Below are 20,890 nucleotides of genomic sequence, written 5' to 3'. Positions count from 1 at the left end.
CGGCGGCAAATGGAAGACGGTGATCCTGGCGCGCATCAAGGAACAGCCGATGCGCTAATCCGACCTGCGCCGGCTGATCCCTTCGCTTTCCGACAAGATGCTGAAGACCTCGTCAGCCTCTCGGTCTATATCGCCGCCGACCTGGATATAGGGCCGGCCTTCGGCGCCTGGATGGCCTTCTGGGCAAACCGTGGCGCGCCGCCGATCATCAAGGTGCTGCGCGTCGCCGGCCTCGGCAATCCGGATTTTCTGATCGAGATCGAAGCCCAGGCCGCGATCGCCTGAACCCTAAGCAGGTTCTGCAAATCTTTTGCCCTGCCTGGAGCCGGCGAAGCTTTCGCGAAATTCCATTCCCCTGCTGGCGGCCGGATTGGCACGATCTATCTTCTTTCCAACTGCAAACGGCTGGAAAAGACGGTAGGTTGCCGTCTTCCAGGGCGGTTGCTCATTCTGGCAACGGAGCATCTGATATGAGCAAGCACAAGATCGTGGCACAGGACGATGCATCGTCCCGCCTGCGCCCGCCCTATGCCTCGGTTCTCGACCTGATCGGGCAGACGCCGGTCGTCGAGCTGACCAAGTTCGACATCGGCAAGTGCCGGCTGTTCATCAAGCTCGAAAGCCAGAATCCCGGCGGCTCGATCAAGGACCGCATCGCGCTGTCGATGATTGCCGCCGCCGAAAAACAGGGCAAACTGAAACGCGGCGGGACGATCGTCGAGGCGACCGCCGGCAACACCGGTCTTGGTCTCGCCCAGGTCGGCATCCCCAAGGGCTACCACATCATCCTTGTCGTGCCTGACAAGATGTCGCGCGAAAAGATCCAGCATCTGCGGGCGCTCGGCGCGGAAGTGCGCATGACGCGTTCCGATGTCGGCAAGGGCCATGCCGAATATTATCAGGACATGGCCGAAAAGATCGCCGCCGAGCTGCCCGGCGCCTTCTATGCCAACCAGTTTGCCAACCCGGCCAATCCGCACGCCCACGAGACCACGACCGGGCCGGAAATCTTTCAGCAGCTAGAAGGCGATGTCGATGCGGTGGTCGTCGGCGTCGGCTCCGGCGGCACACTGACCGGGCTCGGCCGCTACTTTGCGAAAGTCTCGCCGAAGACCGAGATGGTGCTCGCTGATCCGGTCGGCTCGGTGCTGGCGCCCCTGATCAAGACCGGCAAGATGGTAGAGGCCGGAAGCTGGACCGTCGAAGGCATCGGCGAGGATTTCGTGCCGCCCAACGCCGATCTGTCGCTGGTCAGGAAGGCCTACTCCATCCCCGACAAGCAGAGCATGCTTGCGGTGCGCGACCTGCTTTCGAAGGAAGGCATTCTCGCCGGCTCGTCGTCCGGCACGCTGCTTTCGGCAGCACTCCGCTATTGCCGCGAGCAGACCGTGCCGAAGCGCGTCGTCACGTTCGTCTGCGACAGCGGCAACAAGTACCTGTCGAAAGTCTTCGACGATTTCTGGCTGGCCGAGCAGGGCCTTGCCGAGCACGAGCAGCATGGCGACCTGCGCGACCTGGTGATGCGCACGCTCCGCACCGGCGATGTCGTGTCCGTCGGCCCCGACGAAAGCCTGCTCAACGCCTATGGCCGCATGCGCCGCTCGGATGTCTCGCAACTGCCGGTGCTGGACGAGGGCAAGCTCGTCGGCATCATCGACGAAAGCGATATCCTGGCCAAGGTCGAAGGCCCCTATGACAGCCGCTGGGACCGCTTCAAGGCCCCGGTTCGTACGGCGATGACCTCCAATCTGCATACGCTGCAGGCCAGCCAGACGCTGGACGCGCTGTTGCCGGTGTTCGACCGCAACGAGGTCGCCATCGTCTTCGACGGCGACGAATTTATTGGCCTGATAACCCGCATCGACCTGATCAACCATCTGAGGCGCGCCCGATGACCATAAAAGCCACTGTATCGGGCAAAAACCGCCTCGCCTTCTCGACCCGCACCATCCATGGCGGCCAGAGCCACGACCCGACGACGGGCGCGGTGATGGTGCCGATCTACGCCACCTCGACCTATGGCCAGCAGAGCCCGGGCGTGCACAAGGGCTTTGAATATGCCCGCAGCCAGAACCCGACCCGCTTTGCCTTCGAACGCGCTGTGGCCGACCTCGAAAGCGGCACAGCCGCTTTCGCCTTCGCTTCGGGGCTGGCGGCGATCGCCACGGTGTTTGAACTGCTCGATTCAGGCGCGCATATCGTCGCCACCGACGACATCTATGGCGGCACGTTCCGATTGCTCGAGCGGGTGCGCAAGCGCTCGGCCAATTTGCAGGTCGACTTCGTCGACTTCACCGATCTTGCCGCCGTCGAGGCGGCGATCCGCCCCGAGACCAAGCTGCTCTGGGTTGAGACGCCGACCAATCCGCTGCTGCGTGTCGTCGATCTGGAAGCGGTCGCGGCACTGGCCAGGCACAAAGGCGTGCTTTCGGTCGCCGACAACACCTTCTGCAGCCCCTATCTGCAGCGGCCGCTGGAGCTCGGCATCGACATATCAGTCCATTCGACGACCAAATACCTCAATGGCCATTCCGACATGGTCGGCGGCGTCGCCGTGGTCGGCGACAACAAGGATCTCACTGAGCGGCTGAAATTCCTGCAGAACGCCATCGGTGCCATTTCCGGGCCGTTCGACAGTTTCCTGGCGCTGCGCGGCTTGAAGACGCTGGCGCTCAGGATGGAGCGCCATTCGTCGAACGGCCAGAAGATCGCGCACTGGCTGGAAGGCCGCCCCGACATCCGTCGTGTCATCTATCCCGGCCTGCCCAGCCATCCGCAGCACGCCATCGCCAGGCGGCAGATGCACGCCTTCGGCGGTATGATCACCGTCGAGCTCGACCGCGACCTCGCCGGCACCAAGCGCTTCCTCGAACACACGCAACTGTTCACGCTGGCCGAAAGCCTCGGCGGTGTCGAAAGCCTGATCGAGCACCCGGCGCTGATGACGCACGGCTCGATCCCGGCGAAAAAACGCGCCGAGATCGGGATATCCGATTCGCTGGTGCGCTTGTCGGCCGGGATCGAGGATGGTGATGATCTGATTGCGGATCTAGATCAGGCGCTCGCGAGTTGAGCCCGGCAACAAGAACCTTGCGAGACGTCGGCGGACAGTGCGCCTCTGCCCTACCGGGCATCTCGGCCACGAGGGGTGAGATTGGCCGTCATCTTGCGCTTTCGCCAACCTCCAACACTGAAACACGGACGGGACGGCGAAGCTGCCAATCTCCCCCCTCGAGGGGGAGATGTCCGGCAGGACAGAAGGGGGCGTGAAGGATCGCCAACGAGCGGCGCTTGTTCTGCATCCATCCATGTGTCTTACATTCTATTCCGTTGACCTTGGCGCCATCTGGCAGAATTGTAGCTTCCTGATCCACCTTGCTGCCTGGCTCCGGAAGCTATGGACAACCGACAACGCAACCAACCGACGGCAAGCGACACCCCGCTCACCTTCGCCATCCTCGTCTTCCCCGGCTTTCCGATGATGGCGTTCAGTTCGGTCATCGAGCCGCTCCGCGCCGCCAACGTGCTGGCCAAGCGGGACTATTATCGCTGGATCATTGTCGGCGCCGCCGAAGGCCCGGTCGAGGCTTCGAACGGCGTCGTCATCCAGCCCGGCTTTTCCGCCCATGACGCGCCGAAGGTCGATCGCATCGTCGTCTGCTCGGGCGGAGATGCCGATCATCTCGTCGCGTACGATGCCGTGAGCTGGATCCGCAAGAGCCTGCGCGGTGGCGCCCATATCGGTGCTGTGGCGGATGCGGCGTTCTTCCTTGCCCGCGCGGGCCTGCTCGACGGCCATGCCTGCACCTTGCACTGGACCAGCCAGGCCGCCTTCACCGAGGCCTTTCCCGACATCGAGCTCAGGCGCGATCTCTACGTCATCGACCGCAAGCGCTTCACCTCGGCCGGCGGTGTCGGCAGCCTCGACATGATGCTGGAGATCATCACCCGCGATTATGGCGCCGAGCTGTCGGCCGGCGTCGCCGAGTGGTTCGTGCACAGCCCGCTGCGCTCCAGCGTCGACCGCAAGCTGATGCCGCTGCGCTTACGCACCGGCGTGCAGAATGAACTGGTGCTGTCGGCCATCGCCATCATGGAGGATGCAGTGGAGGAACGGCTCGGCATGGCGGAGTTGGCGAATAGGCTTGGCGTCTCCTCCGACAAGCTCGAACGCAATTTTCGCTCCGAGCTCAGCATTTCGCCCAACGGCTACTACCGCCGGCTGCGGCTGAAGCGTGCCGCCGACCTGCTGGCGCATTCCACGCTGATGGTGCGCGACGTGGCGCTCGCCTGCGGCTTTGCCTCGATGTCGAGCTTTGCCCGCGCGTTTCGGGAAGAGCATGGGCATGCGCCGAAGGTGATGCGGAGGCATTAGGGGCCTCTGCAAGCCGCAAACGTCGGAGATTGGCCGAACACCCCTCCACTTCGTCATCCCAGGGCGGAGCAAGGAGCGAAGCGACGCGGCGCGGACCCTGGGATCCATGCCGTTACCTCGCGGCAGTGCGCCTGCGGACCCGTCCCGCGAAAAAGCTCGAACCATTCCGGATTGGTCTTCTCGATGAGCTCGATCTTCCATTGGCGTGGCCAGCGCTTCAGCGACTTCTCGCGCTGGATGGCGTCGACAATGTCGAAATGTTCCTCATACCAGACCAGACGCTGCACACCGTAGCGGCTGGTGAACCGCGAGCCCTCGCCGGATTTGTGCTCCGGCATGCGGCGGCCGAGATCATTCGTAACCCCGATATAGATCGTGCCGCGCTTCTGGCTTGCGGTCATGTAAACGTAGCCGGTCATGGTTTCAGGGTAGCGAGCATCGATGCGCGCACAAGCGCCATTCCGCCGCATTCTACGACCAATGTCACGGCATGGATCCTAGGGTCTGCGCTGCGTCGCTTCGCTCCTTGCTCCGCCCTAGGATGACGAAAACGTTCGGGCCCACAGTCAATCGCCGAGGTAATTGAAGGGGGCTGCCGCCTAGCGGCATCCGGCACAACACCTGCGGGATTTCGCACAGACTTTGCGCCACCCTTGGCCCATCCTCGCCGCTTCCAGGAGGCACCCATGAGCATTGTCGTTTTTGACCCCGACAGCACCGAGGACGTCGACTTCAAGGACCGCATGCGCCATCCGGCGGCGGCCGATCCGGCCGGCGGCATGTGGCTGTCCGATACCGAGCCGTCCTTCATCGACGCCGACGCGCTGCGCAAGGGGCGCCTTGCCAAGCTGCGTGCCTGGATGCGCGAGGCCGGCTATGGCGGCGTCGTTTTGTTCGACCCCTACAACCAGCGTTACGCCACCGGTTCGCGCAACATGTTCGGCTATTTCCTGCGCAACTCGACGCGCTACTTCTTCATCCCCACCGAAGGGCCGATCGTGCTGTTCGAATATCCGCAGAGCTACCATGTCTCGATGGTGCTCGACACGATCGACGAGGCGCGTCCGTCCAAGCTGGTATGGTCTTCGGTGTCGGGCCGCGACGACGAAACCGCGGGTCCCTTCGCCGACGAGATCGCCGATTTGCTCAAGGCGCATGGCGGCGGCTCGATGAAGCTCGGCCTCGACCGCTGCAGCCATCTGCAGGCGCTGGCGCTCAAAAAGCGCGGCTGCGACGTCCGCGATTGCCAGGGCGAGATTTTGGCGGTGCGCGCGGTCAAGACGCCCGAGGAAGTAAAATGCCTGCAGGTGTCGATGGCCGGCGCCGAGGCCGCCGTCTATGCCGTGCGCGAGGCGATCAAGCCAGGCGTTTCCGAAAACGAGCTGTTCGCCATCATGTATGGCGAGGTGATCCGCCAAGGCGGCGAGTTCATCGAAACCCGTTTGCTGACCTCGGGCCAGCGCACCAATCCTTGGTTCAACGAAGCGAGCGGCCGCAAGATCAGGCCGGGCGAACTCTTGGCGCTCGATACCGACACGATCGGCTGCTACGGCTATTATTCGGACTTCTCGCGCACCTTCCGCTGCGGCCCGGGCAGGCCGACGGATTACCAGAAGTCGCTCTACAAGATGGCGCACGACCAGGTTCAGCACAATATCGGGGTCGTCAAGCCGGGTATGACGTTTCGCGAGATTGCCGAAAAGGCCTGGAAAATTCCCGACCGCTTCGTCGACCAGCGCTACACCTCGGTCATGCACGGCGTCGGCATGCATGGCGAGACGCCGTTCATCGCGCACGCCATGGATTACGAAACCTATGGTCGCGACGGTGTCATCGTGCCCGGCATGGTGGTCAGCGTCGAAAGCTATATCGGCGAGAAGGGCGGCCGCGAGGGCGTCAAGCTGGAGGACGAGATCCTGATCACCGAGACCGGCACCGAACTTCTGTCGCGGTTCCCTTATGAGGACGATTTCTTGGAGAAACAGGTTTGATGCTCGTTCCCTCGCAAAGTTTTGATAGACGGACGCGTTTGGCCGGTCGCACGCTTTGGCGACTGTCGGAAACACCCTTTGCTTCGTCATCCTGGGGCGGAGCAAGGAGCGCAGCGACGCGGCGCAGACCCCAGGATCCATGCCGTGACTTCAGAACGCTGCTGCGGTGCAGGATTCTGTTCCGCCGCATTCCTCGGCAGCCGTCACGGAATGGATCCCAGGGTCTCCGCGACGGAGCTTCGCTCCTGCTTCGCCCTGAGATGACGAAGCTGGCTAGGCGTCGCCCAATCTCCACGGCTTGCGGTAGCCCACCGAAAGGAACAGCGTTGGCCGGGAAGCCAGGCAGTTTTGCATGAAAAGCCCGATCTCGATCAAGTCCGGCAAGGCGGCGGCGGTGTTCATCGATCTCCAGGAGGAGCATCGGCGGGACAAGCGCTATCTGGTCGAAGGCTATGGCGATATCCTCGCCAACGTACAGCGCCTGCAGGCAGCGGCACGGGCCAATCATGTGCCGTTGTATCACTGGGCCTATGTCGTCGATCTCGCCACAGCACGGCCGTTCCACCCGGTCGAGGCCAACGGCAAGTCGGCCTTTTCCGACAAGGACGATCCGCTGACGGCGATCTGTCCGGAAGTGGCGCCTGCAGCCGGCGAGACGATGCTGGTCAAGACCGATGCCAGCGCCTTCCGCGCGGGGCCTGCCGCCGGGCGGCTCAAGGCCGACGGCATCGAGTGGCTGGTCGTCGCCGGCGTCTGGACCGAGGCCTGCATCGATGCCACCGTCAAAGATGCGGTGGCGCTCGGGTTTCGCGTGCTGCTGGTCAAGGATGCCTGCGGCAGCGGCAGCTCGGCGATGCACCAGACGGCCATTCTCAACCTCGCCAACCGGCTCTATGGCGGCGCCGTCACCACCACCGAGGCCGCCTGCCGGCTGCTGGCCGGCGAGACGGTCGATGCCTGGCAGGTCGAGGGCTCAGTGCCGCTGCGTTTCAGCTACGAAAACGCCGCCCGGCTCTATGCCGAGCTCTGAGCGGAATCGCGCCGCGATGGTCACCGAAGCCGATCGACCCGAAATAAAAGACCGCGGAAAATACCAAACGCTGCTCGATCCGGAACTGTGGGCCTATATCGACAGGGTCAACGAGTGGTATCCGCCCGAAATCGTCTACATGCCGATCGACAGGCAGCGGGCGGTCTATGACGCCATGTGCCGGGCGTTTCGCGAGCCCTATCCACCCGGCGTCAAGGCCAGCGACAGCAGCGTCGGCGACCGTGCGATCCCGGTCCGGCGTTACCATATGGCGGGAACGGCGCCGCAGGCGATGGTCGTCTATTATCACGGCGGCGGTTTCGTGCTTGGCGGGCTCGACAGCCATGACGACATCTGCGCCGAGATCTGCGCCGGCACCGGCTTTGCGGTTCTGTCCGCCGACTACCGGCTGGCGCCGGAACATCTGCATCCGGCGGCCTTCGAGGATGCGCTGGCGGTGTTCGAATGGGCTGCGGCGACGACCGGCTTGCCGATCGTGCTCTGCGGCGAGAGCGCCGGCGGCAACCTGGCCGCAGCAGTGGCGCAGGCGACACGCACTCATCCTCGCCGCGCGATCGGCCAGGTGCTGATCTATCCCGAGCTCGGCGGTGACGAGCTAGACGGCCCAGAGCTGGACCGCAAAGCGCGCACCGGCTCCTATATCGAGCACGCCGAAGCGCCGCTGCTGACGTTGCGGGACGTCGAATTCTATCGCCATATCCGGGCAGCGAAGGGGCAGTCGCCGGACGACCCGACAATTTCGCCACTTGGCGATAGCGACTTCTCCAGCCTGCCGCCGACGGTAATCGTCACCGCGCAATGCGATCCGCTGTCATCGGACGGCCAGACCTATCGCGACCGCATCCTTGCCGCCGGCGGTAAGGCATGGTGGCGCGAGGAGCCGCGCCTCGTGCACAGTTTCCTGCGCGCCCGCAAGACCGTGCCGCGCGCCAGCGAGGCCGTTGATCGCATCGTCGCGGCTATAGCCGCGCTGGGCGGGGGTAAGTGGCCGGAGTGACGGCGGAGTGCGGCTCTCATGCCGGCCAGGCAAGCGCAGAAATCCTCTCTCCTCAAGCTCCCCACTGCGGAACAGCGCACAACAACTGCGGAAAACCGAACACTTGCCCGCTCAGGCCAGCATTATCATCACCTCACGTAAGGCGCCCTGCGAAACGCAACCACCCCCGCGGCGCGGTCGGTCGGAGGCGCCCAACAAAGAGGGAACGACGATGAAGTTCATGCTGACCGATCGGAAATTGCATCCGCAGGCCGCGCCCGTCGCCGACGGCTTCAAGAAGGGCCAGATGAACCGGCGCGAATATCTCGCCACCATGGCCGCGTTTGGTGTCAGCGCTGCCGGCGCGCTGGCGCTTGGCGGGCTTGCTCCGTCACCGGCCAGGGCCGAGGAGGCGAAGCGCGGTGGCGTCTTGCGCGTTGCCATGAACGTCAAGGGCTGGAAGGATCCGCGCACCTTCGACGGCGTCGAGATGTCCAACGTCGCCCGCCAGTGTAATGAATATCTGGTGCGCTGGAACCGCGACTTCACCTTCGAGCCATGGCTGCTCGAGAGCTGGGAGACCAGCGACGATGCCCGCGTGCTGACGCTGCATGTCCGCAAAGGCGTCAACTGGTCGAATGGCGACACCTTCAACGCCGACGATGTCATTCACAATCTGACGCGCTGGTGCGATGCGTCCGTCGCCGGCAATTCTGTCGCCGCGCGGATGGGCGCGCTGGTCAACGCGGACACCAAGAAAGCCGTCGACGGCGGCATCGAACGCGTCGACGACTTCACCGTGCGGCTCAATTTGCCCAAGCCCGACATTTCACTGATTGCCGGCATGGCCGACTATCCGGCGCTGATCATGCACCGCAGCTATGAAGGCGACGGCGACCCGATGAAGGCATTGGCGATCACCACCGGGCCGTGCGAACTCGTGGCATGGGACGCCGAGGTCGGCGCCGAAGTCCGCCGCAAGGACAAGCCATGGTGGAAGGGCGAATTCTACCTCGACGGCATCAAATGGGTCGACTACGGTTCCGATCCCAACGCCATGCTGTCTGCCTTCGAATCGGGCGAGATCGACACCGACCACGAAACCGCCTCCGACACGGTTGCGCAGACGGACTCCATGGGCCTGAGCAATTCCGAGATCGCCACCGGCTCGACGATCGTCGCGCGTTTCAATGTCGCCAATCCGCCCTATGACGACATCAAGGTGCGCCGCGCCGCCCAGCTCGCCGTCGACAACGCCGCTGTGCTGAAGATCGGCATGGACAACCGCGGCAAGCCGGCCGAGAACCATCATGTCGGGCCGATGCATCCCGAATATGCCGATATCGGCCCAGCCGTGCGCAACATCGATCAAGCCAAGGCCCTGCTCGCCGAGGCCGGCAAGGCCGATCACGAATACGAGCTCATTTCGGTCGACGTCGACTGGCAAAAGACCACCGGCGACGCCATCGCAGCGCAGATGCGCGAAGCTGGGCTGAAGATCAAGCGCACGGTGCTGCCGGCCGCCACCTTCTGGAACGACTGGAGCAAATATCCGTTCTCCTGCACCGAATGGCTCGGCCGGCCGCTGGGCGTGCAGGTGCTGGCGCTGGCCTACAAATCGGGTGCCGCCTGGAACGAGAGCGCCTACGCCAATCCGGAATTCGACAGCCTACTCGACAAGGCGCTGGCGATGCCCGATGCCGGTGCCCGCAAGGAGATCATGGCGAAGATCGAGCAGAATCTCCGCGATTCCGGCATCATCATCCAGCCCTACTGGCGCTCGGTCTACCGCACCTACCGCAAGGGCGTCCATGGCTGCGAGCAGCACCAGTCGCTCGAGCAGCATTTCGAGAAGGTCTGGCTCGAGGCGTGACTCGTGCCGCCCGACGGAAGGCCGGCGCGCAAGGCAGCGGAAGCCAGCGTCACCCGGCGGTGCCCGCCCTTGAAATCTCCCGCCCGAGGCGCACCGTTTCCCGCACCAGCAGGTCCAGATCGTCGCGCCGGGTACGGTGGTTGTTGATGGCGACCCTGAGGCAATGTTGGCCATGCACCGTCGTGTCGGAAATGGCGGCGATGCCTTCTTCCTGCAGCCTCAGCATGATCTCGGTATTGAGCGCTTTCAGGCGCTCAGCGTCCAACCCATCGGCGCGATAACCAAAGCAGACGATGTTGATGTTCACCGGCGCCACCAGCTCGAGCGCCGGTTCGGCCTCGATCAGCTGACCGAGATAGTGCCCTTGCGCGATGTTCTGGTCGATCAGCCCGCCGAACTTTTCGATGCCATGTTCTCTCAGCGCCATCCACACCTTCAGCGCCCGGAAGCCGCGTGACGTCTGCAAGCCGTAGTCGTGCAGCCATTGGCCGGAGGCCAGGCCGCGCGGCGTCGATTCCAGATATTCCGGCGTCACCGCGAACGTGCGGCGATGCGCGGAGGCATCCCGGATCAGCGCGCAGCCGACCTCGAAGGGCGCGTGCAGCCATTTATGCGGATCGAGCGCGATTGAGTGGGCGTGCTCGATGCCGGCAACGCGATGCGAATTGTCCGGCGCAATCGCAAGCAAGGCGCCGATGCAGCCATCGACGTGAAACCACAGATCCTCTTTTGCCGCCAGGTCGGCCAGCGCTTGCAGATCGTCGATTGCGCCGGTGTTCACCGTGCCGGCCGTACCGATTACGCAGGCCGGCTTGAAACCGGCGTCACGGTCCTCGGCGATCGCCGCCCGCAACGCAGCGATGTCGATCCGCAGCCCGGCATCGCTCGGGATGCGGCGCAGCGCCCGGTTGCCGAGGCCGAGCGCCTCCATCGCCTTGCGATGGCAGGAGTGAAGCTGGTCGGAGCCGTAGAAACGCAGTGGCTTGTCGATGCCGGCAACGCCGTGCTCGCGTATGTCGATGCCGGCCTTGGCGTTGCGCGCCACGGTCAGACCGATGATGTTGGCCATCGAGCCGCCGCTGACCAGTGTGCCGCTGGCCGATTGCGGAAAGCCCATCATTTCCTTGCACCAGTCGACGACCTGGTTGTCCATCAGCGCGGCGGCATGATTGCCGCCGCCGAGGTTGGAGCCCTGGATCGCCGCCAGGAAATCGCCGAGCGCGCCGGTGAAATTGCTCGAACCCATATACCAGGACCAGAAGCGCGGATGGATATTGCCCATCGGATAGGGCATCAGGCTCCTGGTGACGTCGCCATAGATTTCTGCCAGCGGCGCCGGCGAACGCGGCAGCGGCGATGTGAAGAAGGTCCTCACATCAACCGGCATCTCCTGCCACACCGGACGCTCTCTGACATCGCGCAGGTAAGCGACGGCATCGTCGACGATCCGATGCGACAGGACCTGCACATCGGCCCAGTTCGAGGGGTCAAGCGTTTCCTCGCTGGCCGTGACGGCCAATCCAGGTTTCGTGTCCATGCAGGCCGCTCCCGATGTGCCGCCGTCACGCCGGAAACTGGCAGCCGGGCGTCGACTGCGAAAGCGCGGTCTCCTCGGCGTCCATCTCCGCTTCGATGCCGTCGAACAGCGGCGTGGTCATGTAACGCTCGCCGGTGTCGGGAAGCATGCACAGGATCACCGAGCCGGGTAGCGCCTTTTCCGCGATCTGCCGCGCCACCGCGAAGGTCGCCCCGCCGGAGATGCCGGTGAAAATCCCTTCCTTCTGCGCCAGCGCCTTGGCCCATTTCATGCCCTCGGGCCCGGCAATCGGCACCACGTCGTCGTAGAGGCTTGTATCGATCGCCTCCTGCAGCACGTCCGGAATGAAGTCGGGCGTCCAGCCCTGGATCGGATGCGGCTCGAACGCTGGATGGCTGGCGGCAGGCGCGCCGCCGGCCCCGCGCTGCTGCGGCTTGCCGCTGCCGATAAGCTGCGCATTGGCCGGTTCGGCGAGCACGATCCGGGTCTCCGGCCGCTCGCGGCGCAGCACGCGTCCGACGCCGGCGACGGTGCCGCCCGTGCCATAGCCGGTGACGAAACAGTCGAGCCGCGAGCCGGCGAAATCGTTGATGATCTCGCGCGCCGTGGTCGCTTCGTGAATGGCGGCATTGGCCTTGGTCTCGAACTGGCGGGCAAGGAACCAGCCATTGGCCTCGGCGAGCTCCACCGCCTTCGTGTACATGCCAAAACCCTTCTGGGCGCGCGGCGTCAGCACCACCTTGGCGCCCAGCATGCGCATCAGCTTGCGGCGTTCGATGGAAAAACTGTCGGCCATCGTCACCACCAGCGGATAGCCCTTCTGGGCGCAAACCATGGCAAGGCCGATGCCGGTGTTGCCGCTGGTCGCCTCGACCACGGTCTGGCCCGGCTTCAAGGCGCCGCTGCGCTCGCCCTCCTCGATGATGTTGAGTGCCAGCCTGTCCTTTACCGAGGCGGCGGGATTGAAGAACTCGGCCTTCACATAGATCGTGGCATGGTCCGGTCCGAGATTATTGATGCGGATCACCGGCGTATCGCCGACCGTGTCGAGAATGCTGTCGAACAGACGGCCGCGCCCGGCGGTGGTTCTGATTTTCTGTTGATGCAACATGTCGATCTCCTCGCGTTGTCGTTGTCTCTTGTCGTCACGGGCCGGTTACAGACCGGTGGCTTGGGCGGCGAGGTTTCGAGACCTTGCCACGCTACATCTGCCTCCCGGCAATGCCAGCATCCGGCGCGGGAATTCGCTGCCGGATGCACCGTGTCACGTTTGGTGATAAAACAAAGGCCGACTGGCCAGCGTGGGAGCAGGCGTGGAAACTTACGTGGAATCCGCCCGATCGAGCCTCGGCGGCGAGATGGCCGGTCTTTCCGTGCGTCTGCTCGGACCGCTGACGATCGCACGCAACGGCATCATCATCCAGCTCCCAAAATCGCGCAAGCTGCGTGCGCTGCTCGCCTATCTGGCGCTGGCGCCGCATCCGGTCGGCCGCAGCCGCCTCTGCGAGCTTTTGTGGGATGTGCCGAACGACCCGCGCGGCGAGCTTCGCTGGTGCCTGAGCAAGCTTAGAGGCATCCTCGATGAACCGCACCATCGCAGGGTCGAGACACCAGGCGACACGATCGCGCTTGATCTGAAAGGTGCTTCCGTCGACGCTGTCGACATAGCCTCGGCCGCCGCCAAGGGTGTTGAGACGCTCGGTCTGGAGCGGCTGCAGGCCCTTTCCGGAATGTTCGCCGGCGATTTTCTCGATGGGCTGGAGATCGACCGCAGCCCGCATTTCAACGGTTGGCTGATCGCTCAGCGCCGCCGCTTCAGCTCCTGGCACGCCGCAATCCTGGAACACCTCGTCAACAAGCTTCCGGCGGATGCCGACGAAATGTCCTTCCATCTGGACAAATGGCTGGACCTCGCTCCGTTCGACGGGCGCGCGCATGTGGCTCTTCTGAAAAGGCTGGCGCAGCGCGGCCAGTTTGGCGCGGGCGAGGAACATCTCGCTTCCGCGGCGCGGCTGTTTGCTTCAGAGGATCTGGATTTCGGAGCCGTTCGGGAGGCATGGCGGACGATCCGCGGCGAACGACCTGCAGCAGCGCTCTGGGCGCGACCTTCACTCGTACCCGCGGCCCCCCACGCGTCAATTGTGCCTCCCCGTTCCGATACTGCTGCATCGCAGAAGGCTTCGCTCGCCGTGATGCCGTTTGCCGAAGAGGCGGCTGGCGGGGGCCCACGCGGAGGCATAGCCGATGGCCTCACCCACGACATCATCACCCGCCTGGCCAAGCTCAGGGATTTCTTCGTCATCGCGCGCGGCTCGGTGTTTGCCTTGGCGGAGAAAAACATCGCGCCCGAAGATGCCGGCCGGCGGCTCAACGTCGACTATGTCGCCACCGGCACCGTGCGCTGCCAGGCCGGCCGCGTCACCGTCGCGGTCGAGCTGGTCGAAGTGCGCACCGCCAGGATCGTCTGGGCCGAGACGTTCGAGCGCAAGCCGGACGACATCTTTGCCGTGCTCGACGACATCGGCAACAGCATCGTCTCGTCGATCTCGGCCGAGATCGAGACGGTCGAGCGCAATCGCGCCATGCTGAAGGCGCCCAATTCGCTGAACGCCTGGGAAGCCTACCACCGGGGCCTCTGGCACATGTATCGCTTCACCCGCACGGAAAACGAACAGGCCCGGCATTTCTTCGACATAGCCTTGAAGCTCGATCCGACCTTCGCCCGCGCCTATGCCGGGCTCTCCTTCACCCATTGGCAAAATGCCTTCCAGCGTTGGGGCGACCGCGACCAGGAAAGCGCCCTGGCCTTCGAGGCAGCCGGCCAGAGCCTGCTCGTCGACGATCACAATCCGGCCGCGCACTGGGCCATGGGGCGGGCGCTGTGGCTGCGCGGCGAGCAGGACGGCTCCCTCATCGAGCTCGTACGCGCCGTCGACCTCAGCCCGAATTTCGCGCTCGGTCACTATGCGTTGTCTTTCGTCCATTCGCAGTCGGGCGACCCGCAAGCTGCGATCGGCTCGTCCGATCATTCCAGGCATCTGAGTCCCTTCGATCCGCTGCTGTTCGGCATGTTGGGCGCCAGGGCGATGTCGCATGTCCGGCTTGGCCAGTTCGACGAGGCCGCCGAATGGGCGCTGAAAGCAGCCGCGCGTCCCAACGCCCACGCCATCATCCTGGCGATTGCCGCGCATTGCCTTGCGCTGGCGGGGCGGCTCGAGGAGGCACGAAGTTTCGCCGCTGCGCTGCGCAAGATGCTGCCGAACTACTGCGCCGACGATTTCATCGGCACCTTCCGCTTCGAGCCGGGCGCCGAGGCGCTGTTCCGGCAAGGCGCCAAGCGGATCGGGCTGCGGTGAGACAAGGCGTGGTTCGTCCGGCTCTCTAAACCGCTCATCGCGGCTGGCGCCACGAAACATCGTCATGTCCGCAGCCAAGGCGCATCGTCAGGCTGACCTTGAGGATGTTTGCCGTCGCTTGGCCCGACGGCCAGTACGAAAAGTCGGCAAAGGGGCGGCGTTTCTTTCGGCCCTCGCAACGGGTTGGGCTGGGTTCGAAAAAATACCACAATAGATCACGATTAGGGCGATCTTATAAGAAACGGTTTCGTCGCGTTTTTTCGTAGAGCAGGCGAAAAGTCACAACGATATGGAGTATTATTTGTATCAACGAGAAACAAAGCTAATGGAACGTTCCGTAATCTTGCTGGAGATGCATGTTTCAGTGTCTGCTAAGATAACCGGTTCTGATTCCGAAATATTAAGCATTTGCCAAATTCAATCCTGCGATATTGGGATCTGTCCTTGTCACAGGCGGATTCGAATGCAATTTCTTGGAAGCACAGCCGCGTCAGCGGATTGTTGAAACATGCTTGGGCGGACGGGGCACTAAGCATGGAGAGGAATATTGACATTCGCTAATGCGGCGGCCCCCGCCGGGAGCGTTCCCTCCGACGTTAGAGATTACGACAACCATCGGCTAAGTCGTCGAATGCGTCGCCTACAGCCTGGCTCTCGTTCGATGGCCGGCGAAGCTTTGCCCTCCTCCGATTGGCGCCAGACTCCGCGGCAAAGGCGGGGATCGCCGCCTGCAACGGCCTTCCGACATCGACGATGTCCGCCAGCCAGTCGGAGGAATGAACCATGAAATTCGTAATCTGTGCGGCCTTGGCCACTGCTGTGATGGCGATCGCCGGTTGTACCACCGACGATTACGATGATTGTCGCGGAAAGGGCTGCCTGGTTGATCCGCCCCACAAAGCCGGCCGAAAGATTGATGACCGGCCGCAGTTCGACAGGAACGGCAATCCCAACTTCGATACGCGGGGCCGCTACATCGGCTGCCATGGGCTCGGATGTAAAGTCGATGATCCTGATGACGGGGATCAAAGCATCGACGACAGACCGCAGTACGACAAAGAAGGCAATCCCAACTTCGATACGCAAGGCAACTACCAAGGCTGCCGCGGTATCGGCTGCGAGGTCGATACACCGGACGATGACAGTTCATCGAACGATGACGATTCCGAATAAGGGACTCCGGGGCGAAAAAGGAGGAAGCCAATTATGCCTGAATTCAGCGGCCTGGTCCGGCGACATTTCAAAATCGTTATGGTCGGCCTCGCGGGGCTGGGAATGACGCTGATCTCCGCTTTCGCTGCGGGTAACGCCTGCGACGGCATAAAGGTCGAAGCGACGAAGGCGCGCAAGCAGGAATATGCCACGCTCGTCGCCTCGGCGTTGAACAACAAGGTCAAGCCCGCTCGGGTGAAGTTCATCACGATCATGGAGAACGGCAACTGGAGCGCCGCTTACGTCTCCACGCCCGTGAGCGACGACGGTGTGATGTTCTTCCAGACAGTCGATGGAAAAAAGCAGTTCCGCGACGTCTGGGGCGGCTATGCCGAGCCGTCGGAAAAACCTGAACTGGTATCCTGGGCGAAGAAGCTCGGAGCGCCGCAAGATCTGGCAAAGTGTTTTGCCGAGCAAGTTACGGAATGATGGTGATCGGTGGAGATTTGCCGCCGACGCCGTTGGCGCATGAGGAGAACAACTATTCCGGCGTGACGGAAGTCGTGTCACGGTCTCCGAAGGTGACAAAGCTGATCCAACGAAAACCAGATAATCACGCCATGGGCACGGCTGACCGTGGCAATGACGGACAGCTGAAGAGGACATGGGGCGGGGCTGAGCAACTTAAGAGCTTGACTGCAACCGGAAAGGGAAATCGATGAAAACCGCAATACTGATTGCTGCCGTGGTTCCGGCCATGCCGACTTTCGCCTTCGCCGAGGACAAGTGCGCCGATGCCAACGATCAGGCCACCATGAACCAGTGCTTCGGTGCCGAGTTTCAGAAATCCGACAAGAAGCTCAACGAGCTTTACAAGCAGATCGAAGCCCGCCTGAAGAACGATGCGGATACCAAGAAGCTTCTTGTTCAGGCACAGCGGGATTGGGGCAAGTTTCGCGACGCGGAGTGCAGTTTCCAGACCGCGGGAGCGGCCGGAGGAAGCATGATGCCAATGCTCATCGCGCAGTGCATGGACGGCCTTACGCAATCCCGTGCCAAAGATTTCGAAGGCTATCTGAAATGCCAGGAGGGCGACATGAGCTGCCCTGTTCCGGCCGCGAACTGACACACGCCACAGCTGATCTGATCACGATGACGCCGGCGGCGAGCGTGGCGTCGCCACCGGGCATGAAAGGATGCGAGGCGCGCAAGGGCAGTGCGGACAATTGGCTCAACGGCGATTTCATCGACGGTCCACTGTGCGCTACCGCAACGACAGATCGCTACCTAACCCGGACGGATAGGCATAACCGGAGACCAGTGACAGTCAGGAAATGGCGCCTCTCTGAGCAACACGCTGCGGTACTGTGCCGACGATTTCATCAATCCCTTACGTTTTCGAGCCCGACGCCGAGGCCCGTTTCGGCAAGGCACCAGGCGGATTGGCTGGGGTGATGGCGGCGCGCCTTACTAGTGGTCGCGACAAAGGCAAAACTTCAAGTTGCTCTCACCAAATCTGCAACGAGGATTCGACAGTGTCGTCCGCCGAAGCTAGGCTACTTTGGGGGTATTATGGGCCATGTCTCGCATCTTTTTCGTTCGTGTCTTGTTGTGGTTTGCATCGATGCTGCTGGGCGCTCCGGTGGCGCATGCCGGTTTGCAGTTTCAAGCCGGGCAGACCGACTCCGGATTTCAGTATATCCTCGTGTCGGGTGATTTCTCGTATCAGGACGACCTATCGGTTTTCGAGGCACTGGCACGGTCCAATGCATCAGTCGCTGTCACCTTCCAGTCCCCCGGCGGCAATATCCAGAAGGCTATGGAGCTTGGCCGCCTTATTCGTAGGCTGCGCCTTAGCACGGCTCAATTCAGGGCTGTCGAGTGTGCTTCGGCCTGTTCCCTGGCGTTCCTTGGTGGCGTTGTGCGCTTTGCCGAGCCGGGTTCCATCGGCGTCCATAGATCCTCATTCAGTGGCGACATTCCCGTAAACAGCAAGGACGCCGTTTCCGGCATCCAGCAAATGACCGCCGACATCATCACCTACATGATCGAAATGGGCGTGGATCCCGCTCTGCTTCAGCTTTCGCTGCAATATGACAGTGACGACATACGTTATCTTTCTAGGAGCGAGATGGCTAAGTACAAGGTCGTTACCTTGGAACCCGAAGCAAGCTGGCCGCAGGTCGCAAACCAGGCACCATCCTCGACGCCATCGTCCCAGCAAGCGCCGTTACAACCGCCTGTCGCCTCTTTGCCACCTGCTTCCACGAATCCTTCACTCGTTATTCCTCAAGCCCGCTCGGGCCGTATTCTCCGCTCCCAGGGCGCGGCGCCTTTAAAGGCCCTCCCAGAGGTAAAATCCGCCACGCTCGCAAATGTGCGAAACGGCGGCGCAGTCGTGATCTTGGGTAATGTCGAGCGATGGTACCGTGTCCGTGCAGGCGGTCAGGTCGGCTACATGCATGACACCTGGGTCTACGTCGACCAGTATGAGAGCGGCCCCTTCGGACAGCGTCATATCCAGGTCAAGAGCTTCGACAATCTCGCCGAGACGGAGGCCTATGTGCGATCGGCATCAATCCCGCTTGTCGCCTACCTCGCCACCAACGGGTGGTTCGCCATTACGTTACGCGGCACCTATGCCCAGGATGCCGCTAAGGACCTAGCCAAGGCGATGAAGGAAAACGGGGCGATCCCCGACGACGCCTACGTTACTTATGGCAACACTTACGTCCGCAATGTCTGTTGTCGCTAACCGGCACGTTTAACAGCAAGGGCAGCACTTCACCCGGCCGGACCCCAAAAGGCCATGAAACAACAAAAAAGCCCGGCAAAACCGGGCTTTTTCTTGGGGTCTCCGAACCATATCAAACGGTCCGAAACGGGAATTTGGTGCCCAGAAGAGGACTCGAACCTCCACTCCTTGCGGAACACGGACCTGAACCGTGCGCGTCTACCAATTCCGCCATCTGGGCTGGTGCGCGCTCATTAAGCGGGCGAGGGATGAGTGTCAACGCGCTTTTTTGAAAGCCGCGTTCCTTCTCCGGCTCAATGCTCCAGCACTTCCTTCGATGCCACCGTCGAATCGGTGTTGAGCGTGTATATGACCGGCACGCCGGTGCCGAGCTCGAGCTTGACGATCTCCTCGCCCGATTGGCCGTCCAGCGCCATGATCAGCGCGCGCAGCGAATTGCCGTGCGCCGCCACCAGCACCGTACCGCCGCGCAGCACATGCGGCTGCAGATCGTGCAGGTAGTAGGGCCAGACGCGCGCGCCGGTGTCTTTCAGGCTTTCACCGCCGGGCGGCGCCACGTCGTAGGAGCGGCGCCAGACATGCACCTGCTCCTCGCCCCATTTCTTGCGCGCATCATCCTTGTTGAGGCCGGAGAGATCGCCATAGTCGCGCTCGTTCAGCGCCTGGTCGCGGATGGTCTCGAGCTCGCTCTGGCCAACGGCGTCGAGAATATGCTGGCAGGTCTTCTGCGCCCGGATCAGCGACGACGTGAAGGCGATGTCGAATTTCATGCCGCGCGCCCTGAGCTTGGCGCCCGCCGCCTTGGCCTCGGCATGACCCAGTTCGGTCAGGTCGACGTCGCGCCAGCCGGTAAACAGGTTCTTCAGGTTCCATTCGCTCTGGCCGTGGCGCACGAGCACGAGAGTTCTCGACATATTTGCTCCTTCAAATTTTGTGAATCAGCCAAATCTTCAGCCAAATCTGCGGATCAGCCAAGTCTGTGGATCAGCTTGTCAGGCCGAGCACGTCCCGCATCGAATAGAGGCCCGGCTTGCGGCCGCGCGCCCACAGGGCTGCCTTGACCGCGCCGCGGGCAAAGATTGCCCGGTCTTCGGCGTGGTGGGCGAGCGTGATGCGCTCGCCGGTACCGGCCAGCACCACACTGTGATCGCCGACCACCGAGCCGCCACGCAAGCTGGCGAAACCGATCGAGCCTACCTTGCGCACGCCGGTATGGCCGTCGCGTACGCGAACATCGTTGCCGGCAAGTGCTACGCCGCGCCCGGCAGCGGCGGCTTCGCCGAGCAGCAGCGCCGTGCCCGACGGCGCATCGACCTTGTGCCGGTGATGCATTTCCAGGATCTCGATGTCGAAATCGTCGGCATCGAGCGCGCGCGCGGCCTGCTCAACCAGCACTGCCAGCAGATTGACGCCGAGGCTCATATTGCCTGACTTGACGATCGTCGCGTGCCGTGCCGCCGCCGCGATCCTGGCGTTGTCTTCGGCCGAGCCGCCGGTTGTGCCGATGATATGGGCGATGCGCGCCTGCGCGGCGTAGCCGGCGAATTCGACGGTCGCCGCCGGCGTGGTGAAATCGAGCACGCCGTCGGCCTTGGCGAAGGCCGGCAGCGGATCGTCGCCGATTGCCACCTCGAGCCTGCCGACGCCGGCCAGTTCGCCGGCATCCTTGCCGATATGGGGCGAGCCGGCCCGCTCGATGGCGGCGGCGACGCGGGCACCCGGTATCGTGTGGATGGCGCGGATCAGCGCCTGGCCCATGCGGCCGGCCGCGCCCACCACCACCAGGCCCATTTCCCCCGTTTCATTGATGTCGACGGTCGGTAT

17 protein-coding genes, 1 tRNA gene and 1 pseudogene are annotated in these 20,890 nt (G+C 63.0%); 13 read left to right on the top strand and 6 right to left on the bottom strand.

Going from position 1 to position 20,890, the window contains the following annotated elements; translation table 11 throughout:
- Positions 1–470 precede the first annotated feature (470 nt).
- The 3 genes from NKJ13_RS11780 to NKJ13_RS11770 all read left to right on the top strand — a co-directional run bounded on the left by NKJ13_RS11780 (position 471) and on the right by NKJ13_RS11770 (position 4,375).
- Positions 471–1,895: a pyridoxal-phosphate dependent enzyme gene (locus NKJ13_RS11780; protein WP_352689815.1), complete on the top strand. Its 1,425-nt coding sequence runs from the start codon at positions 471–473 to the stop codon at positions 1,893–1,895.
- Positions 1,892–3,073: a cystathionine gamma-synthase gene (locus NKJ13_RS11775; protein WP_352777763.1), complete on the top strand. Its 1,182-nt coding sequence runs from the start codon at positions 1,892–1,894 to the stop codon at positions 3,071–3,073. The genes NKJ13_RS11780 and NKJ13_RS11775 overlap by 4 nt, the downstream gene beginning before the upstream one ends.
- 324 nt (positions 3,074–3,397) lie before the next feature.
- Complete coding sequence (locus NKJ13_RS11770; protein ID WP_352737874.1) at positions 3,398–4,375, top strand: GlxA family transcriptional regulator; 978 nt, start codon at positions 3,398–3,400, stop codon at positions 4,373–4,375.
- A gap of 137 nt (positions 4,376–4,512) precedes the next feature.
- Here the strand turns inward: NKJ13_RS11770 and NKJ13_RS11765 are convergent.
- Positions 4,513–4,794: pseudogene (locus tag NKJ13_RS11765) on the bottom strand (GIY-YIG nuclease family protein); the annotation flags it as partial.
- A 267-nt stretch (positions 4,795–5,061) separates the two neighbouring features.
- On the opposite strand from NKJ13_RS11765, the gene NKJ13_RS11760 reads away from it, so the two are divergent.
- The 4 genes from NKJ13_RS11760 to NKJ13_RS11745 all read left to right on the top strand — a co-directional run bounded on the left by NKJ13_RS11760 (position 5,062) and on the right by NKJ13_RS11745 (position 10,266).
- On the top strand, positions 5,062–6,366 hold the full coding sequence (locus tag NKJ13_RS11760; RefSeq protein WP_352737873.1) for a M24 family metallopeptidase: 1,305 nt from the start codon (positions 5,062–5,064) through the stop codon (positions 6,364–6,366).
- 352 nt (positions 6,367–6,718) lie between these two features.
- A complete protein-coding gene (locus tag NKJ13_RS11755) occupies positions 6,719–7,396 on the top strand; it encodes an isochorismatase family protein (RefSeq protein ID WP_352737872.1) in 678 nt (225 codons plus the stop codon).
- Between the two features lie 16 nt (positions 7,397–7,412).
- Complete coding sequence (locus NKJ13_RS11750) at positions 7,413–8,414, top strand: alpha/beta hydrolase (protein WP_352777760.1); 1,002 nt, start codon at positions 7,413–7,415, stop codon at positions 8,412–8,414.
- Positions 8,415–8,625: 211 nt separating this feature from the next.
- Positions 8,626–10,266, top strand: a complete 1,641-nt coding sequence (locus NKJ13_RS11745; protein WP_352737870.1) for an ABC transporter substrate-binding protein — start codon at positions 8,626–8,628, stop codon at positions 10,264–10,266.
- A gap of 49 nt (positions 10,267–10,315) precedes the next feature.
- On the opposite strand, the gene NKJ13_RS11740 is transcribed toward NKJ13_RS11745, so the two are convergent.
- A complete protein-coding gene (locus NKJ13_RS11740) occupies positions 10,316–11,803 on the bottom strand; it encodes a pyridoxal phosphate-dependent decarboxylase family protein (RefSeq protein WP_352777757.1) in 1,488 nt (495 codons plus the stop codon).
- Between the two features lie 25 nt (positions 11,804–11,828).
- Positions 11,829–12,914 carry a PLP-dependent cysteine synthase family protein gene (locus NKJ13_RS11735; protein ID WP_352508625.1) on the bottom strand — a complete coding sequence of 362 codons (1,086 nt, stop codon included), beginning with the start codon at positions 12,912–12,914 and terminating at the stop codon, positions 11,829–11,831.
- Between the two features lie 247 nt (positions 12,915–13,161).
- Between NKJ13_RS11735 and NKJ13_RS11730 the strand changes: the two genes are divergently transcribed.
- The 6 genes from NKJ13_RS11730 to NKJ13_RS11705 all read left to right on the top strand — a co-directional run bounded on the left by NKJ13_RS11730 (position 13,162) and on the right by NKJ13_RS11705 (position 19,066).
- Positions 13,162–15,159, top strand: coding sequence for a transcriptional regulator (locus NKJ13_RS11730; RefSeq protein ID WP_352737891.1), 1,998 nt, complete (start codon positions 13,162–13,164; stop codon positions 15,157–15,159).
- A gap of 783 nt (positions 15,160–15,942) precedes the next feature.
- Positions 15,943–16,332, top strand: a complete 390-nt coding sequence (locus NKJ13_RS11725) for a hypothetical protein (protein WP_352509730.1) — start codon at positions 15,943–15,945, stop codon at positions 16,330–16,332.
- A 33-nt stretch (positions 16,333–16,365) separates the two neighbouring features.
- The gene (locus NKJ13_RS11720; RefSeq protein ID WP_352737868.1) at positions 16,366–16,800 is read left to right on the top strand and encodes a hypothetical protein; all 435 of its coding nucleotides are present in this window, start codon (positions 16,366–16,368) and stop codon (positions 16,798–16,800) included.
- Positions 16,797–17,033 carry a hypothetical protein gene (locus NKJ13_RS11715; protein WP_254817983.1) on the top strand — a complete coding sequence of 79 codons (237 nt, stop codon included), beginning with the start codon at positions 16,797–16,799 and terminating at the stop codon, positions 17,031–17,033. Before NKJ13_RS11720 ends, NKJ13_RS11715 begins: the two co-directional genes overlap by 4 nt.
- Positions 17,030–17,437, top strand: coding sequence for a lysozyme inhibitor LprI family protein (locus NKJ13_RS11710; protein WP_352737867.1), 408 nt, complete (start codon positions 17,030–17,032; stop codon positions 17,435–17,437). Before NKJ13_RS11715 ends, NKJ13_RS11710 begins: the two co-directional genes overlap by 4 nt.
- 453 nt (positions 17,438–17,890) lie before the next feature.
- Positions 17,891–19,066, top strand: coding sequence for a hypothetical protein (locus NKJ13_RS11705; RefSeq protein ID WP_352737866.1), 1,176 nt, complete (start codon positions 17,891–17,893; stop codon positions 19,064–19,066).
- 135 nt (positions 19,067–19,201) lie between these two features.
- On the opposite strand, the gene NKJ13_RS11700 is transcribed toward NKJ13_RS11705, so the two are convergent.
- From NKJ13_RS11700 to dapB, 3 genes are all read right to left on the bottom strand, one after another.
- Positions 19,202–19,286: transfer RNA gene (locus NKJ13_RS11700), tRNA-Leu, on the bottom strand.
- A 73-nt stretch (positions 19,287–19,359) separates the two neighbouring features.
- A complete protein-coding gene (locus NKJ13_RS11695; RefSeq protein WP_352737865.1) occupies positions 19,360–19,980 on the bottom strand; it encodes a 2,3-bisphosphoglycerate-dependent phosphoglycerate mutase in 621 nt (206 codons plus the stop codon).
- 70 nt (positions 19,981–20,050) lie between these two features.
- Positions 20,051–20,875, bottom strand: a complete 825-nt coding sequence (gene dapB / locus NKJ13_RS11690; RefSeq protein WP_352737890.1) for a 4-hydroxy-tetrahydrodipicolinate reductase — start codon at positions 20,873–20,875, stop codon at positions 20,051–20,053.
- Positions 20,876–20,890 lie beyond the last annotated feature (15 nt).

This window comes from Mesorhizobium sp. M0174 (assembly GCF_040322275.1).
In the GTDB taxonomy this organism is placed as follows: Bacteria; Pseudomonadota; Alphaproteobacteria; order Rhizobiales; family Rhizobiaceae; genus Mesorhizobium.
This window is presented reverse-complemented; position numbering and strand designations above follow the sequence as displayed.

Excerpts from the sequence above, each read along its gene's own strand:
- NKJ13_RS11780 (WP_352689815.1), top strand. The coding sequence starts at position 471 with ATGAGCAAGCACAAGATCGTGGCACAGGACGATGCATCGTCCCGCCTG.
- NKJ13_RS11775 (WP_352777763.1), top strand. The coding sequence starts at position 1,892 with ATGACCATAAAAGCCACTGTATCGGGCAAAAACCGCCTCGCCTTCTCG.
- NKJ13_RS11770 (WP_352737874.1), top strand. The coding sequence starts at position 3,398 with ATGGACAACCGACAACGCAACCAACCGACGGCAAGCGACACCCCGCTC.
- NKJ13_RS11760 (WP_352737873.1), top strand. The coding sequence starts at position 5,062 with ATGAGCATTGTCGTTTTTGACCCCGACAGCACCGAGGACGTCGACTTC.
- NKJ13_RS11755 (WP_352737872.1), top strand. The coding sequence starts at position 6,719 with ATGAAAAGCCCGATCTCGATCAAGTCCGGCAAGGCGGCGGCGGTGTTC.
- NKJ13_RS11750 (WP_352777760.1), top strand. The coding sequence starts at position 7,413 with ATGGTCACCGAAGCCGATCGACCCGAAATAAAAGACCGCGGAAAATAC.
- NKJ13_RS11745 (WP_352737870.1), top strand. The coding sequence starts at position 8,626 with ATGAAGTTCATGCTGACCGATCGGAAATTGCATCCGCAGGCCGCGCCC.
- NKJ13_RS11740 (WP_352777757.1), bottom strand. The coding sequence starts at position 11,803 with ATGGACACGAAACCTGGATTGGCCGTCACGGCCAGCGAGGAAACGCTT.
- NKJ13_RS11735 (WP_352508625.1), bottom strand. The coding sequence starts at position 12,914 with ATGTTGCATCAACAGAAAATCAGAACCACCGCCGGGCGCGGCCGTCTG.
- NKJ13_RS11730 (WP_352737891.1), top strand. The coding sequence starts at position 13,162 with ATGGCCGGTCTTTCCGTGCGTCTGCTCGGACCGCTGACGATCGCACGC.
- NKJ13_RS11725 (WP_352509730.1), top strand. The coding sequence starts at position 15,943 with ATGAAATTCGTAATCTGTGCGGCCTTGGCCACTGCTGTGATGGCGATC.
- NKJ13_RS11720 (WP_352737868.1), top strand. The coding sequence starts at position 16,366 with ATGCCTGAATTCAGCGGCCTGGTCCGGCGACATTTCAAAATCGTTATG.
- NKJ13_RS11715 (WP_254817983.1), top strand. The coding sequence starts at position 16,797 with ATGATGGTGATCGGTGGAGATTTGCCGCCGACGCCGTTGGCGCATGAG.
- NKJ13_RS11710 (WP_352737867.1), top strand. The coding sequence starts at position 17,030 with ATGAAAACCGCAATACTGATTGCTGCCGTGGTTCCGGCCATGCCGACT.
- NKJ13_RS11705 (WP_352737866.1), top strand. The coding sequence starts at position 17,891 with ATGTCTCGCATCTTTTTCGTTCGTGTCTTGTTGTGGTTTGCATCGATG.
- NKJ13_RS11695 (WP_352737865.1), bottom strand. The coding sequence starts at position 19,980 with ATGTCGAGAACTCTCGTGCTCGTGCGCCACGGCCAGAGCGAATGGAAC.